Here is a 15,979-nt window from a genome sequence, read left to right as displayed (position 1 = left end):
ATCGATTCTATCGGGGCTTGCCGAACAGCCCGATGCCGTACTTCTGCATGAGCTCGTACGCGTCGGCGTAGGTCTCGGGCTCCTCGTCGTCGGGTCGCCCGAACTTGGCGAGCAGCAGCCCCAGCAGGCCGCGTGCCGGCGGGCTCAACGGCTTGGCCTTGTGCGCATGGCCGGGATGCGGGGCCTCCGCCTGCGGGTTCGGTGGGATGTACTGCGGGGTCGTCGACGGCCAGGTCAGCGGATGCCTCGGCGAGTCGAGGTTCACCGCCGAGAACATGTCGTTCGCCTCGGCGTCGCGCCGGGTCAGGGGCTTCAGTCCGTGCAGTTTCGCAAGGGTCGCGATCACGGCGCCGTGGTGCATCTCGTCGTTGATCACGCTGCCGGCTCGCGTGTACGCCGAGACGGCGATGGCGGGCACGCGGCATCCGAGCCGATCGAAGCGGAAGCCCATCTCACCGGCCGCCTCCTCGACCTCGGGCGGCGTCGCCGACGGCGGCGGTACGTGGTCGTAGCATCCGCCGTGCTCGTCGAAGGTGATCAGCAGCATGGTGTTCAGCGCGTTCGAGCCGTCGGAGGACTCGCTCGACTTGATCGAGGAGTAGATCTCGTGGATGAGCGCCTCGCCGGCCCTGACGTCGGAGATCGCGCTGTCGATGACCTCGGTGCCGTCGACATCGCTCTCGCGGAGCCTGCCGACCGGCGGGTGGAAGTCGTTGTGGTTGTAGACCATGCGCGGCTCGATGAACGCGTATGCCGGGAGCTTTCCGTTCTTCACGTCGTCGTGGAACTGCGACATGGTCGCGAAGTGCTCGGTACGCCAGTACTTCTCGAGCACCGGCGCGTGCAGCACGCCCGTGAAGGAGACGAGCTGGAGTTCGTCGAAGTAGATGCGCCACGAGATGCCGGCGTCTTCGAGTCGGTTGAAGATCGTCGGCGAAGCCGGCGCATCGAGCCACTTCGTGTACCCGCCGCCGTGCTTGTTCGTGACGAAGCCGTGCGAGGTCGAGGCGTGGAAGAAGGACCGGTTGCAGAACGTCTGCGACGGCACCCCGGCATGCCAGGCGTCGTAGACCGCGAAGTTCTTCGCGAGCGTCGAGAGCACGGGAAGCATCTCGGTCGAGAACGAGCCCATGATCTGCGCGAGTTCGGCCTGATCGGGCGGCGTGCCCTTCTTGAGTCGCTCGTAGTTGACGAGGTAGTCGGTCACGAAGCCGTTCATGCGCGGCTTCGCGTTCGACTTCGGGGCGTTGTACGGCGCCGTCATCTGTTCGACGAAGAGCTCGGCGTTGCCCGCCGGGTCGATGGTGTCGAAGATCTGCGTGTTGACGTGCGGGTACTCTTCACCGGGATCGGGGTTCGGTCGCCCCATGATCTCGTCGGTCGGCCCCTCGTAGACATGGGCGGCGATCTTCGTGCCGTCAGGCGCCTCGTTCGAGTAGTCGCCGAACGCGAGCCCGTCGAACTGCTGCCCATCGGGCACATCGTCGGGCGAGTACAGCCAGCCGAGCAGGTTGTCGAACGAGCGGTTCTCGCCCATGACGACGACGAGGTGATCGAAGCCCGCCTTCTCGCGCGGGCTGAACGCCGCGAAATCGGCGGCACCCGCCTCGTAGCCGAGGGCGTGCCCGATCGATGCCCCGATCGCGGCCCCGACGCCGCCGCCGACCACGGCACCCGCCGCCGCGACTCCGCCGAGCTTCAGGAAGTCTCGGCGACTCGACCCCCCTGAGGTGGTCGCCTCGCCCGCACGATCAGTCTCGCCGCGATCGGCCTCATCGCGATCGGTCTCGTCGTCCCCGGACGAAGCTCCCCGCTCGTGCGAACGCTCATCACCCGTCATGTCCCCTCCGACATCTTCGGTGTTGCCCCTGCCCCGGCCCTGCGATCAGTCGAGCGCGGCCGGCCCCTCAGTCACGAGCAGCGCGAACTGCGCTGCGTCGAGCACCCGGATGCCGAGCTCTTCGGCCTTCGCGAGCTTCGAACCGGCCCCCGGGCCGGCCGCGACGAAGTCGGTCTTCTTCGAGACGCTGGACGCCGCCTTGCCGCCTGCGGCGATGATCGCCTCTTGGGCCCCCTCGCGGCTGAAGCCCTCGAGCGATCCGGTCGCGACGATCGTGAGACCCGCGAGCACTCCCCCGGCTTCGGCGGCAGCCCCCGGCCCCGGATGACCCGGGGTGGCGAACTGCACGCCCGCTGCGGTCCAGCGGTCGACGATGTCGAGGTGCCAGTCGACGCCGAACCACTCGATGAGCGAGTCGGCGATGATGCCGCCCACACCCTCGACCTCGGCGAGCTGTTCACGGGTGGCGGCGCGGATCGCGTCGAGCGAGCCGAACCAGTCGGCGAGTGCACGTGCCGCGACCGGCCCGACGTGGCGGATGTTGAGGGAGACGAGCAGACGCCAGAGCGGCTTCGTCTTGGCCTTCTCGAGTTCGGCGAGGAGCTTCGTCGCCGCCTCGGAGGGGCCGACGACCCGGAAGTCCTTCTTCACCCCGGCGGCACGGCGCTCGGCCGGCGTCATCGTCTCGGTGCCGGGCGGGTAGCTCGCCGGTCCGAGCTTCTGGAACGGCGCGCGCCTCGACGGCGCACCGGTCTCCTCGTCGACCTTGGGCTCTCCGGTCTCGGAGTCGCGCACGACGACCTCGATCGGCACGAGCTCGCCGAGCGTCAGGTCGAAGAGCCGCGCCTCGGTCGCGAGGGGCGGCTCGGCCGGCACGGAGGGCTGGGTGAGCGCCGCGGCCGTGACCTCGCCGAGCGCCTCGATGTCGAGACCGCCGCGCGAGCCGATGTGCTCGACCCGGCCGCGCACCTGCGCGGGGCAGGACTTCGCGTTCGGGCAGCGCAGGTCGATGTCGCCCTCTTTCATGGCGCGCAGCGGTGTGCCGCACTCGGGGCAGCGTTCGGGCATGTGCCACTCGACCTCGGTGCCGTCGCGCAGCTGCTCGACCGCCCCGAGGATCTCGGGGATGACGTCGCCCGCCTTGCGGAGCACCACGGTGTCGCCGATGCGCACGCCCTTGGCCTTCACGACCTGCTGGTTGTGCAGCGTCGCCTGGCGCACCGTCGACCCGGCGACCTTGACGGGCTGCATCACCGCGTACGGGGTTGCCCGGCCCGTGCGACCGACGCCGACGACGATGTCGAGGAGCTTCGTGTGCACCTCTTCGGGCGGGTACTTGTAGGCGATCGCCCAGCGCGGGGCGCGGCTCGTGGCGCCGAGCTCGTCGTGCAGGGCGAGCTCGTCGACCTTGACGACGATGCCGTCGATCTCGTGCTCGACGTCGTGGCGGTGTTCGCCGCGCTCGGCGATGTACCCGGCGACCTCGTCGACCGAGTCGAACACCCGAGAGTGCGGTGAGACCGGCAGGCCCCAGCTCGCGAGCAGCGCGTAGATCTCCGACTGGTTGCGGACATCAGGATGCTGCCACGCGCCGATGCCGTGCAGGTACATCTCGAGACGGCCGAGCCGCTCGCGCATGAGCGACAGTTCGAAGGCGTTCTTCTTCTCACGACGCTGGCGGAGGCTCCCGGCTGCGGTGTTGCGGGCGTTGGCGAACTCGGGATATTTCGTGGGGATGTCTTCGGGTGCACGGCCCTTCGCGAGCTGCTCGGCCTCGAACGCCGCCTGCAGCTCGTGTTGCCGCTCGTTGAGCGCCTCGAAGTCGCTCGTGCGCAGGAACACCTCGCCGCGCACTTCGAAGAACGCCGGGTAGCCCTCGCCCTCGAGTCGGTGCGGGATCGCCGGGATCAGGTCGACGTTCTCGGTGATGTTCTCGCCGACCCGGCCGTCGCCGCGGGTCGTCGCGGTCTCGAGCACGCCGTCGCGGTAGGCGAGGCTGATGGCGAGGCCGTCGATCTTCAGCTCGGAGAGCCAGTGCACCGGCCGCCCCGCGGCTGCGGCGGTCTTCGTCGCCCAGTCGCGGAACTCGTCGATCGAGAAGACGTTGTCGAGGCTGAGCATGCGCTCGGCGTGCTCGTGCTCGGGGAAGCCCGCCGAGACGATCGCAGCACCGACCTGTTGGGTCGGGCTGTCTTGGCCCGCGAGCTCGGGGAACGCCCGCTCGAGCGCCTCGAGGCGGTGGAAGGCGGTGTCGTACTCGGCGTCGGAGAGCGTCGAGTCGCCGTCGCCGTAGTACGCGAGCCGCGCACCCTCGATGCGATCGGCGAGCTCGGTCGCCTCTGCACGCGCTGCGTCGAAATCGGTCGGAAGGCTGCCGCTGTCACCGGAGAAGTCGCTCACACGCCCATAGTACGAGGCGGCGCCGACGCTCACCCGGCGCCCGGGCCCCGTTCGGCTATCGATCGAACCCGACGAGATCGATGCGCCGGTGGTAGCGCACCCCGACGACCCCGCCGAGGAGGGCGCCGCCGACGCTCACGAGGGCCGCCACGACCGCGATGGTGATGCCCACGATCGTCAGCGCGCTCTCGGGCACCGAGATGCGCGGGAAGGCGTTCAGGACGCCCAGAACGTCGCCCTGGATGCCGAGCACCATGCTGACGACCGCGGCCACGATCGCGATGACGACCGCCCAGAGCCACACGGCGAGCCCCTGCAGCACACCGCTGAATCGAGCCATGCGGCCGGCGACGTAGCCGCCGCAGTAGAACGCGACCAACGCGATCACGAGCAGTGCGCTGACGCCGATCCAGCCGACGGCGTCGGCGCCGAGCAGCGCGTCGCGGCTCGAGGTGCCTGCCGCTCGCACGGGCCCGAGGCCGAGAGTGACACCGGCCGCCACGAGCAGCCCGGTGAGGATGGACGTGAGGCCCGCGACGGTGATCCACCCGAAGAGGGCCGAGCCGATCTTCATGCCGCCGAATGCCTGCCGCTGGCGTTCGATGACCTCTTCGGCGGTGATGGGGGCGACCTCGACGATCGGTTCCCATTCGTCGGCGGGCGGGGCGACGATCGTGATTCGACCCGTCGTGGGTGCCGGGTCGAGGTTTCGGAACGGCTCGGCCGGGTCACGGTTCGGATCTGCGGGAATTTGTGGGTAGGACACAACGACTCCTCGTCATTCACGCGGCGCCGGGGGTAGCGCCAGCGCGAATCTACGCGATGCGTGTCGTTGAGGCGAGCCTCCGCGCGGCTAGGCGTCGACCGGGACCGCGCTGACCGTGCGGTCGATCGTGAACTGTCCGAGTACTCGGGTTCCGACGTAGATGACGGCGGTCTGGCCGGGCGCGACACCATCGAGTGGATGCCCCGGGGTGACGACGAGCTCGCCGTCGACGAGCTGCGCGACGGCCGGCACGGGGTCGGCGTGGGCGCGGATCTGCACCTCGCAGTCGAACGCCGTCTCGGGCTGCTCGGGCGCGAGCCCGGCCCACGAGAAGCGCGACCCGGCGATGACGCCGATCGCGAGCGCCTCCTTGGGGCCGACGACGACGGTGTTCTCCTTCGGGCGCACCTCGAGCACGAAGCGCGGCTTGCCGTCGGCCGCGGGCGTGCCGAGTCGCATGCCCCGGCGCTGGCCGACGGTGAACGAGTGCGCGCCCTCGTGCGAGCCGACGACGGCGCCCGTGCGGTCGACGATGTCGCCGGTCTCGGTACCGACCTTGTCGGCGAGCCAGCCCCTCGTGTCGCCGTCGGGGATGAAGCAGATGTCGTAGGAGTCGGGCTTCTGCGCGACCGAGAGCCCGCGCTCGGCTGCCTCGGCGCGCACAAGCGTCTTCGAGGGCGTGTCGCCGAGCGGGAAGTAGGCGTGCGCGAGCTGCTCGGCGGTGAGCACCCCGAGCACGTAGCTCTGGTCTTTGGCCTCGGCGCTCGCGCGGTGGAGTTCGCGGTTGCCCGCGTCATCCGTCACGATCTTGGCGTAGTGGCCCGTGGCGACGGCGTCGAAGCCGAGGGCGAGCGCCTTCTCGAGCAGGGCGGCGAACTTGATGCGCTCGTTGCAGCGCATGCAGGGGTTCGGGGTGCGCCCGGCGGAGTACTCGGCGATGAAGTCGTCGACGACGTCGGCCTTGAACCGCTCGGAGAAGTCCCACACGTAGTACGGGATGCCGAGCACGTTGGCGGCGCGCTGCGCGTCCATCGAGTCCTCGATGGTGCAGCAGCCACGGCTGCCCGTGCGCAGGGTGCCGGCGTTGCGGCTGAGCGCCAGGTGCACGCCGACGACCTCGTGGCCGGCCTCGACGGCGCGCGCGGCCGCGACGGCGCTGTCGACGCCACCGCTCATCGCTGCAAGAACCTTCACCCCTCCAGTGTAGGCAGACAGCCTGAGCGGATGCCCCGTGGCCCGGGCAGCGGGCGCGTCAGCGGTCGAACGAGGTGGCGCGGGCGGCGAGCCCAGCGCGGGCGGCCTGCGCGTGGGCGGCGGGCAGCGCTGTGAGGAACGCGTCGACGTCGGCGTCGGTCGACGCGTGCCCGATCGTGATGCGGAGCGCGCCGCGGGCGTCGGCCTCCGACCGGCCCATGGCCATGAGCACGTGCGAGGGTTCGGGCACGCCGGCCTGGCAGGCCGACCCCGTCGAGACCGCGACGCCGGCCGCGTCGAGCAGGAAGAGGAGCGAGTCGCCCTCGCACCCGGGGAACGAGAAGTGCGCATTGCCGGGCAGTCGAGCGGATGCCCCGGGGCCAGCGTCGCCCGACAGGCGCGCGTCGGGAACCGCATCGGCGACGCCGGCGATGAGCCGATCGCGGAGCTCCGCCATACGAGCCGTGTCGGCGCCGAGACGGGCAGCCACGATGTCGGCGGCCGCCGCGAACGACGCCGCAGCCGCGACATCCTGCGTGCCCGACCGCACCTTGCGCTGCTGCCCGCCGCCATGGATGAGCGGCTCGACCGCCGCCGACCGGTCGAGCACGAGCGCGCCGATGCCCGCCGGCCCGCCGATCTTGTGCGCCGAGACGCTGAGGGCGACGAGCCCGGCGCCGCGCGGGGCATCCGTCGCCGTGCGGATGCCGTGGAAGTCGATCGGCACCTGCCCGTATGCGGCGATCGCGTCGACGTGCAGCGGCACGCCGGCCCGGGCGGTCAGGCGCGCGACCTCGTCGACGGGTTCGATCGTGCCGACCTCGTTGTTGGCCCAGAGCATCGTGACGAGGGCGACGGATGCCGCGTCGCGGTCGAGCTCGTCGGCGAGCACGTCGAGGCGCAGCCGGCCGACCTCGTCGAGCGGCAGCTCGACCACTTCGGCGCCCTCGTGCGCGACGAGCCACTCGACGGTGTCGATCGTGGCGTGGTGCTCCCCCGCCGGCATGAGGATGCGGCGACGCGCGGGCGACGCCTCGGCCCCACCTGCCGCCGTGCGCCGCTGCCACCAGAGTCCCTTGATCGCGAGGTTCACCGCCTCGGTGCCGTTGCCCGTGAACACGACCTCGATCCCGTCGGCGCCGAGGGTCGCGGCGATGCGCTCGCGGGACTCCTCGAGCAGGCGCTTGGCCTGCTGGCCCGCGCTGTGGATCGACGAGGGGTTGCCCACCACGGCGAGCGCGGCGGTGAGCGCGTCGATGGCCTCGGGCAGCATCGGCGTGGTCGCGGCGTGGTCGAGGTAGACCATGACCATGTGACCTCCGAGTGGTGACCGGGTGTGAGCGCGACACGGGCGTGCACGCGCTTGCAGGCGTCTCGCCTCCACGAACTACTGTAGATCGCATGCCTGAGCGCGATCCCCTGCACGGCCTCGGTGTTCGTGCGGGCGCCGACGGCGGGGTCGCGAGGGTCTGGTCGCAGCACGCGACATCCGTCGACCTCGTGGTGTTCGACGCCGACGACCTCGACTGGGCGATCGCGCGCACTCCGCTCGTGCGCGACGAGCACGGCGTGTGGCAGGGCGAGTCGGCAGAGCTGCGTCCCGGCGCCCACTACGGCCTGCGCGTCGACGGGCCCGCGGGCGTCGAGCATGCGTTCAACCCCGTGCACACCCTGCTCGACCCCTATGCTCGCGGTCTCACGCGCGCCGACGACGGCTCGTGGCGCGGCGTCGCGCTCGAGTCGCTCATCGCGACGGGGTTCGAGTGGGGCGACTCGGCCAAGCCACGCGTGCCGCTCGACCGCACCGTGGTCTACGAGGCGCACGTGCGCGGCTTCTCGAAGCTGAACCCTGCCGTGCCCGAAGCGCTGCGCGGCACCTACGCAGGCCTCGCGCACGACGCCTCGCTCGAGTACCTCGTGAATCTCGGCATCACGACCGTCGAACTGCTGCCGGTGCACGCATTCGTGTCTGAAGATCGCCTCGTGCGCCAGGGCAAGATCAACTACTGGGGCTACAACACGCTCGCGTTCTTCGCCGCGCACTCGCCGTACGCGAGCGCCGCGGCCCGCGCCGAGGGCGCCGCGGCCGTGCGGCGCGAGTTCGCCGGCATGGTGCGGCGGCTGCACGAGGCCGGGCTCGAGGTCGTGCTCGACGTCGTCTACAACCACACCGCCGAAGAGGGTCGCGAGGGGCCGACCTCGTCGTTCCGCGGCATCGACAACGCCGCGTACTACCGGCACGACGCGCACGGCCGCTACGTCGACACCACGGGGTGCGGCAACAGCCTCGACTTCGCGGGCGAAGCGCCTCAGCGGCTCGTGCTCGACTCGATGCGCTACTTCGCCGACGAGCTGCAGGTCGACGGGTTCCGCCTCGACCTCGCCGCCACGCTCGGCCGCGACGAGCGCGAGACGTTCACGCCGGAGCATCCGCTGCTGCGCGCCATGCTCGACGACCCGGTGATCGGCGCGTCGAAGCTCATCGCCGAGCCGTGGGACGTGGGGCCAGGCGGCTGGCAGACCGGCAACTTCCCGAACGGCTTCAGCGAGTGGAACGACCGCTACCGCGACCGCATGCGCGACTTCTGGCTCGGCGACCTGCGGCGCGAGCGCGAGACCGGCTCGGCGGGCAGTGGCATCGGCCGCTTCGCCACGCGCCTCGCGGGCTCGTCGAACACGTTCTCCGGCGAGCGCGGGCCCCTCGCGAGCCTCAACTTCGTGACGGCGCACGACGGCTTCACCCTCGCCGACCTCACCGCCTACGACGTCAAGCACAACCAGGGCAACGGCGAGCAGAACCGCGACGGAACCGACTCCAACAACTCGTACAACCACGGGGTCGAGGGCGAGGCGGCCGACCCGGTCGTGCGGGCTGCGCGGCGCCGGAGCATCCGGAACCTGCTCGGCACGCTGCTGCTCTCGGCGGGTGTGCCGATGATCACCGCGGGCGACGAGTTCGGCCGCAGCCAGCGCGGCAACAACAACGCGTACTGCCACGACTCCCCCCTCACCTGGCTCGCGTGGGAGGAGGCCGACCGGCCCCGCTTCGCTCCCGCGCTGCTCGAAACCGCCCGGCACCTGATGCGGCTGCGGGCCGAGAACCCGGCGCTCCGCCCCATGCGCTTCGGACGCCTCGGCGAGACCGTGCCGAGCGCCACGCAGATGGACTGGTTCAACGCCGAGGGCGAGACCATGGGCATCGACGACTGGAACTCCCCCGCCGAGCGCACGCTTCAGTTCCTCGCCGCCTCCACGCCCGAGACCGAGGCGCCGAACCGCATCCTCCTCGTCGTGCATGCGCACGAGTCCGATGCCGAGGTCGTGCTGCCGTCGCACGACGAGGTGAGCGGGTACACCCTGCTGTGGGACTCGGCCGACGAGTCACCGTCGGCGGCATCGCTCGCTTCGTCTGCAGCCGCCCCGCTCGCCCCCGGCGCGTCTCTCAGAGTCGGCGCCCAATCGATGCGCCTGTTCCGCGCAGAGGGTGCAGCCTGATGGCCAAGCGAGCGGATGCCTCCGCGGGCACGCCCGCGACCGTCGCGCTCTCCCGGGCGGGCATCGCCTTCACCGCACTCGGCTACGACCACGACCCGCGTGCCGCCGCGTACGGCCTCGAAGCCGCCGAGAAGCTCGGCCTCGACCCCGACCGCGTGTTCAAGACGCTGCTCGCGAGCGTCGACGGCGCGCTCGCCGTGGGCATCGTGCCCGTGGCGATGCAGCTCGACCTGAAGGCACTCGCCGCCGCGCTCGGCGGCAAGCGCGCCGAGATGGCCGACCCCGCCGTCGCGGAGCGCAAGACGGGCTACGTCGTCGGCGGCATCAGCCCCATCGGCCAGAAGACGGCGCTGCCGACGGTGCTCGACGAATCGGCGATCCTCCACGAGACGATCTACGTCTCGGGCGGGCGACGCGGCCTCGACCTCGAGCTCGCACCCGACGACCTGCTCGCGGTCACTGCAGGCCGCTACGCGCCGATCGCCCGCACCCGCTGAGCCTCAGCGCTCAGCCGGCGTCACGACCCACGCACGAAGTGTCGTTCCTGCGGATATACGATCCGCCACCCCGAGATCTTCCACTGCGCACCGGCGCGCCGGATCGTATATCCGCTGGAGTGACATGGCACGGCGCCGCGCCTCGGCCGAGCCAGCCTCAGTCAGCGACCGCCACGAGTCCCAGCTCGGCGGTCGACAGCAGCAGCGGATGCCGCGGCACCACGCGCACCGTGTAGCCGAACGCGCCCGCGCGATCGAGCACGAGCGACCCCGTGTAGAGGTGCTCGCCCGGGGAGAGCTGCGCCGCGGCATCTGCGACCTCGAGCTCGGCGTGCTGCGCGGCGTCGATCGTCTCGTCGGCGCGGCTGCGGCCGTAGACGACCTCGACCCGCACGTCGTCGGGCGAGAGCTCGCCGAGCCGCACGACGGCGCGCAGTTGCAGCTCGTCGCCGACGTGCGGCGCGTCGATGCCACCCGACTCCACATGCGCGACCTGCACGCCGGGCCATGCCGCACGCACCCGAGCACCCCAGCTCGAGAGCTCGCGGGCTCCCCGCGCGCTCTCGGCCGCGACGATCGTGAAATGCTCGGCCGCGGGCCGGTACAGGCGTTCGACGTACTCGCGCACCATGCGATCGGCGCCGAGCTCGGGCGCGAGCACCGCGAGGGTCTCACGCACCCGACGAACCCATTCGACCGGCACGCCGTCGCCGTCGCGCTCGTAGTAGCGCGTCGCGACTCGGTGCTCGAGCAGGTCGTAGAGCGCCGCCGCCTCGAGAGCGTCGCGCTCCCCTGCATCGCCCGCCGCATCGGCGGAGGGGATCACCCAGCCGTAGTCGTCGCCCGCGAACTCGGCCCACCAGCCGTCGAGGATCGAGAGGTTCAGGGCGCCGTTCATCGCCGCCTTCATGCCCGAGGTACCGCAGGCCTCGAGCGGGCGCAGCGGGTTGTTGAGCCACACGTCGCAGCCCGGGTAGAGCTTCTCGGCCATGCTCATGTCGTAGTCGGGCAGGAACACGATGCGCCCCCGAAGCTCGGGCTGCTGGGCGAACTGCACGAGCTGCTGGATCAGTCGCTTGCCCTCGTCGTCGGCCGGGTGCGACTTACCGGCGATGACGAACTGCACGGGGCGCTCGGGGTTCGTGAGGATCGCCTTCAGCCGCTCAGGGTCCTGCAGCATGAGCGTGAGCCGCTTGTACGTCGGCACCCGGCGAGCGAACCCGACCGTGAGCGTGTCGGGGTCGAGCACCTGCGACACCCACTTCGGCGGCTCGGCGCCCGAGTGCTGTTCACGCCAGGATGCCGCGAGCCTGCGCCGAGCGTCGTCGACGAGCTGCTGGCGCATGGCGCGCTTGACGGTCCAGAACTCACCGTCGGCGAGCGCGGGGCTGCGCCACTCGGCGTGCTCGGTGTCGCCCGTGCCGAGCCGCGTCTCGGCGAGGCCGAGCAGGGCGGGGTCGGTCCAGGTCGGGGCGTGCACGCCGTTGGTGATGGACGTGATCGGCACCTCCTCGGCGTCGAAGCCGGGCCAGAGGTCGCCGAACATGCGGCGGCTCACCTCGCCGTGCAGTCTCGAGACGCCGTTCGCGTGCTGGGCGAGCCGAAGCCCCATGACCGCCATGTTGAACGCGCTCGTCGCCGGGTCGGCGCCGGGTTCTACCCCGAGGGCGAGCGCGTCGGCCGGGTCGACGCCGGGCAGCAGCGAACCCGACAGGTACCGCTCGACGAGCGCACGATCGAAGCGGTCGATGCCGGCGGGCACCGGCGTGTGCGTCGTGAAGACGGTGCCGGCCCGCACGAGCTGCAACGCAGCGGCGAAGGTGAGCCCCTCGCCGATGTAGGTCGCGATGCGCTCGAGGCCGAGGAAGCCCGCGTGACCCTCGTTCATGTGGAAGACGTCGGGTGCGGGGCATCCGCTCAGTTCCGTCCACGCGCGCACCGCACGGGCGCCGCCGATGCCGAGCAGCAGCTCCTGCAGCAGGCGGTGCTCGCCGCCGCCGCCGTAGAGGCGGTCGGTCACCGAGCGCAGTTCGTCGGAGTTCGTCGGGATGTCGGTGTCGAGCAGCAGCAGCGGGATGCGGCCGACGGCGGCCTTCCACACCCGCGCGTGCAGCGCGCGGTCGTCGGGCAGTGCGAGGGTCACCTGCACCGGGGCGCCGTCGGGTGCGCGCAGCAGGGTGAGCGGCAGGCCGTCGGGATCGAGCACCGGGTAGCGCTCCTGCTGCCAGCCGTCGGGCGAGATCGACTGCGAGAAGTACCCGGCCTTGTAGAAGAGTCCGACGCCCACGATCGGCACACCGAGGTCGGATGCCGCCTTCAGATGATCGCCCGCGAGGATGCCGAGACCGCCGGAGTACTGCGGCAGCGCGGCGGTGATGCCGAACTCGGGCGAGAAGTACGCGATCGTGCTCGGGGTCTCGGCGCCGAGCGACTGGAACCAGCGGGGCTCGGCGAGGTATTCGCGCAGCGCCGCACGCTCGCGCTCGGCCCACTCGACGTAGCCGCCGTCGCCCGCCAGCTCGGCGAGCCTCGCCGGCTCGACCTCGCCGAGGAACGCGACCGGGTCGCGATCGGAGGCCTGCCAGAGCTCGGGATCGACATGCTGGAACAGCCTGCGGGTCGGTTCGTGCCACGCCCAGCGGAGATTCGCGGCGAGCTCTTCGAGCGCACCGAGCTCGGCAGGGATGACCGCGCGGACCGTGAACTTGCGAATCGGCTTCACGGCTCCACCCTAGGAGCCGCAGATGTCGGTTGCGTGAACGCAGGGTCGTGAGGTGATCTTCAAGGATGCCGCAACTGGCACTGGTTGATGGGCCGGGCCCATGGCGCCGTAGACGAACTACGTGACCGCGAGGTCCCCCTGAAGGCGGCGCGCTGGCAAGTGGCCGACCCATAATGCGGGGTCGACGAGGACAGTCCGCAGACTGGATCCGTCATGCTCTATGCGTTGCGGCATCACTCCTTTGAGCCGCCGATCAATATCCTCTACGAACTTGGAGCTTGGTAACCCGCGAGCACATCCCTGATCTCGGACTCACTCACACCAGAACCCTCCACCGCGCTCAAAGCTGCGCTGCCAAACGCGCTCTCTGCATCTTCCACGACTCGAGTGCCCAGGTAAGCAAGCGCATCCCTGGACGGAGCACTCCGAACAAGTGCAGCGAGAATCCGCCCGAAGGTAATCTGATTGCGCACGAGGGCATCGACAACGTCCTCGACAAGATCTGCAGTCTCGTCGTAGATGCCGCCGCTGAGTTGGCTCTCGATATAGCCTCCAGGAAGCCTGTGCCTCCACCATGCCTCCGCGAGTTCGTCCAAGCTATACATCGAGCCCCTTTCATCACCATCCACCGAGCACGCCTGAGCCCTCCATATCTGCCTGCCAAATGGCGAAGTAGCTCAGGTCGTTGCTCAATGCAGGAACGGTCGATGCATCTACAACGCACACAGCTACGTAGATGTCCTCCGCAGAAAGGTTGTCGTCGAATTCTTCGTCCCACGGGTGCTCGACGTTGGCGTCGCGAAGGGCAGTGGAGCTTGAGTCAATAGCCGCGACCAATGTGGCATCACCAGGCTTGCATTCCTCGAGGGCCCGCTCATCCATCTGTGATTCATCGATCCCCTGCCACACGAGCGGTGGAATCGTGGCCGTCGTCGCTGAGCAGCTGACGAATGCGGCGAGCACAAATCCCGCTGTCAGGCCCCGTGCCGCAATCCTGAAGAATTTCTGTTCCACTTCCTCGCCCATCCTCGATGCTGGCAACTACGCTGGCGGCTGGTCTCCATCCAGCACCCAGCGAGATTGCAGCCGCGCTTGTGCCTCACGGTGTTCTTCCTTATACCGAGCGGACAAGACCACATTCACCTGGCTTTCAAGTGCCGCTTCAAGATTCCCGAGCACGTACTCCTCGGCCGTCGGTTGTTCCTCCGAGTCGTGCAGTTCGTTGTAGGCGGCGACCCACTCGAAAAGCACGAGCGCTTCGTCCTGGGAGAACTCGACCAAGACGCGATCTTCCGACATCAGCTGACCTTTCACCTTCACCGTGAGCTGGCAGCCTACGCGAGCGCCAAGTACTGGTGCACGAACGCCACCGCCATACCGCCCTCGCCGACGCCCGCGGCCACGCGCTTCACCGAGCCCGAGCGCACGTCGCCGATCGCGAACACCCCCGGCGCACTCGTCTCGAGCGCGAACGGCCGACGATCGAGACCCCACTGCGGGGTCGCCGCCGCGTCGGCTCCGGTGAGGATGAACCCGTGCGAATCACGAGCAACCGCCGATGGCATCCACTCGGTCACCGCGTCGGCGCCGATCATCACGAACACGACACCGGCCTCGGTTCGCACCGTCGCCCCGCTCGTGCGGTCGACGATGTCGATGGCTTCGAGGCTCGATCCGCCGTGCAGCCCGACGATCTCGCTGCGGGTCTGCACTCGTACCCCGTCGTTCGCGGCGATCTGGTCGATGAGGTAGCGCGACATGCTCGCCTCGAGCGACGGGCCGCGCACGAGCATCGTGACCGATCGCGCGTGCCGTGCGAAGAAGAGTGCCGCTTGACCCGCCGAGTTGCCGGCGCCGACGATGCAGACATCCGCGCCCTGCGCGATCGAGGCGTCGCTGCGAGCTGCCCCGTAATAGACGCCGTTGCCGCGGAACCGGTCGATGCCGGGTACCGGCAGCGAGCGCCAAGCCACGCCCGTCGCGATGATGACCACGGGCGCCCGCAGCACATCGCCGCCGTCGAGCACGATCTCGGCCCTCGCACCAGCGCCCGGCACGATCGACTCCACCGTGCGCGTCACCACGATCTCGGCGCCGAGCCGCTTCGCCTGCTTCAGGGCGCGACTCGCGAGGTCGTCGCCCGAGATGCCGAACGGAAACCCGGTGTAGTTCTCGATGCGCGTCGAGGTGCCGGCCTGCCCGCCAGGAGCGACAGACTCGATCACGACCGTGCGCAGGCCCTCGGCGGCGCCGTTGACGGCCGCGGTGAGTCCCGCGGGCCCGGCACCGAGAATGACGACGTCGTAGTCGGATGCCGCGGGCACGACGTCGAGCCCGACCGCTGTTGCCACCTCGCGCAACGAGGGGTCCACCGTACGCGCGCCGCCGTATTCGAGAATCGGGTACTGCTCTCCGGCGACGGGTTCGTCGAGGGTCGTGCGCTCGAACGCGACCTGGTTGCGGATGAGGAAGCCGGTGACCTCATGGGTTCGGGCATCCGACCGCGGTCCGATGACCCGCACGTCGGTCTCGAGCCGCTCGGCCGCCATCTCCTGCAGCGAATCGAGGTAGCGACGGGCCAGGCCGGCGACGCGGGCGGGGATCGACGGCGCTGTTGCCGCGAGGGTGTAGTAGACCGTGACGTCGAGCTTGATGATGCGCGCGCCCTCCGCGGCATCCGCCGCCCGACCGCTCGCCGGGAACGGCGTGCTCAGCGTCATCGGTACCTCGCCGAAGAACTGCCCCGGCTTGCGGCGGCCGATCACGCGCTCCTCGCCGTTGATCACCTTGGTGATCTCGGCGCCGCCCTCGACGACGATGAAGAGCGCCCGCTCGTCGCCCTCGTGCGCGAAGTACTCGCCGGGCATGAGGCGAATGTCTTCAACCGCCCGCGCGAGTTCGTCGAGCGTCGCCTCGGGCACCGGCGCGAAGATCGGGATGCCGCGGAGCGTTTCGGCGGTGATCATCGCTCTCGCCCTCGCACCATGCGCTGACGGTATCCACGTCGAGACCTGCCGTCAACAGGTCGGGCCCGTGACGTTCCGGACGCGTTCGCGAGTGCGATC

12 protein-coding genes are annotated in these 15,979 nt (G+C 70.1%); 2 read left to right on the top strand and 10 right to left on the bottom strand.

Going from position 1 to position 15,979, the window contains the following annotated elements; translation table 11 throughout:
• Positions 1–7 precede the first annotated feature (7 nt).
• From JOE59_RS04990 to JOE59_RS04970, 5 genes are all read right to left on the bottom strand, one after another.
• On the bottom strand, positions 8–1,840 hold the full coding sequence (locus tag JOE59_RS04990) for an alkaline phosphatase family protein (protein WP_204459203.1): 1,833 nt from the start codon (positions 1,838–1,840) through the stop codon (positions 8–10).
• A gap of 45 nt (positions 1,841–1,885) precedes the next feature.
• Positions 1,886–4,240: an NAD-dependent DNA ligase LigA gene (ligA, locus tag JOE59_RS04985; RefSeq protein WP_204459202.1), complete on the bottom strand. Its 2,355-nt coding sequence runs from the start codon at positions 4,238–4,240 to the stop codon at positions 1,886–1,888.
• 55 nt (positions 4,241–4,295) lie between these two features.
• Positions 4,296–5,006, bottom strand: coding sequence for a hypothetical protein (locus JOE59_RS04980; protein WP_204459201.1), 711 nt, complete (start codon positions 5,004–5,006; stop codon positions 4,296–4,298).
• 87 nt (positions 5,007–5,093) lie between these two features.
• Positions 5,094–6,200 carry a tRNA 2-thiouridine(34) synthase MnmA gene (gene mnmA / locus JOE59_RS04975; RefSeq protein ID WP_307836955.1) on the bottom strand — a complete coding sequence of 369 codons (1,107 nt, stop codon included), beginning with the start codon at positions 6,198–6,200 and terminating at the stop codon, positions 5,094–5,096.
• Between the two features lie 58 nt (positions 6,201–6,258).
• Positions 6,259–7,512, bottom strand: coding sequence for a cysteine desulfurase family protein (locus JOE59_RS04970; RefSeq protein ID WP_204459200.1), 1,254 nt, complete (start codon positions 7,510–7,512; stop codon positions 6,259–6,261).
• A gap of 89 nt (positions 7,513–7,601) precedes the next feature.
• Between JOE59_RS04970 and glgX the strand changes: the two genes are divergently transcribed.
• Both glgX and ybaK read left to right on the top strand, forming a co-directional pair.
• Entirely contained in the window at positions 7,602–9,695 is a 2,094-nt protein-coding gene (gene glgX, locus JOE59_RS04965; protein ID WP_204459199.1) for a glycogen debranching protein GlgX, read from the top strand.
• Positions 9,695–10,192, top strand: a complete 498-nt coding sequence (gene ybaK, locus JOE59_RS04960) for a Cys-tRNA(Pro) deacylase (protein ID WP_204459198.1) — start codon at positions 9,695–9,697, stop codon at positions 10,190–10,192. Before glgX ends, ybaK begins: the two co-directional genes overlap by 1 nt.
• A 157-nt stretch (positions 10,193–10,349) precedes the next feature.
• Here ybaK and glgP read toward each other — a convergent pair whose 3' ends face one another.
• The 5 genes from glgP to JOE59_RS04935 all read right to left on the bottom strand — a co-directional run bounded on the left by glgP (position 10,350) and on the right by JOE59_RS04935 (position 15,880).
• Positions 10,350–12,914 carry an alpha-glucan family phosphorylase gene (gene glgP, locus JOE59_RS04955; RefSeq protein WP_204459197.1) on the bottom strand — a complete coding sequence of 855 codons (2,565 nt, stop codon included), beginning with the start codon at positions 12,912–12,914 and terminating at the stop codon, positions 10,350–10,352.
• Between the two features lie 263 nt (positions 12,915–13,177).
• Positions 13,178–13,543, bottom strand: coding sequence for a hypothetical protein (locus tag JOE59_RS04950; protein WP_204459196.1), 366 nt, complete (start codon positions 13,541–13,543; stop codon positions 13,178–13,180).
• A complete protein-coding gene (locus tag JOE59_RS04945; RefSeq protein ID WP_204459195.1) occupies positions 13,533–13,940 on the bottom strand; it encodes a hypothetical protein in 408 nt (135 codons plus the stop codon). Before JOE59_RS04945 ends, JOE59_RS04950 begins: the two co-directional genes overlap by 11 nt.
• A 15-nt stretch (positions 13,941–13,955) precedes the next feature.
• Positions 13,956–14,213 (bottom strand): hypothetical protein, encoded by a 258-nt coding sequence (locus tag JOE59_RS04940; protein ID WP_204459194.1) that lies wholly within the window; start codon positions 14,211–14,213, stop codon positions 13,956–13,958.
• 35 nt (positions 14,214–14,248) lie between these two features.
• The gene (locus JOE59_RS04935) at positions 14,249–15,880 is read right to left on the bottom strand and encodes an FAD-dependent oxidoreductase (protein ID WP_204459193.1); all 1,632 of its coding nucleotides are present in this window, start codon (positions 15,878–15,880) and stop codon (positions 14,249–14,251) included.
• Positions 15,881–15,979: the final 99 nt, after the last annotated feature.

It is taken from the genome of Agromyces cerinus (genome assembly GCF_016907835.1).
GTDB classification, from domain to species: domain Bacteria; phylum Actinomycetota; class Actinomycetes; order Actinomycetales; family Microbacteriaceae; genus Agromyces; species Agromyces nitratus.
This window is presented reverse-complemented; position numbering and strand designations above follow the sequence as displayed.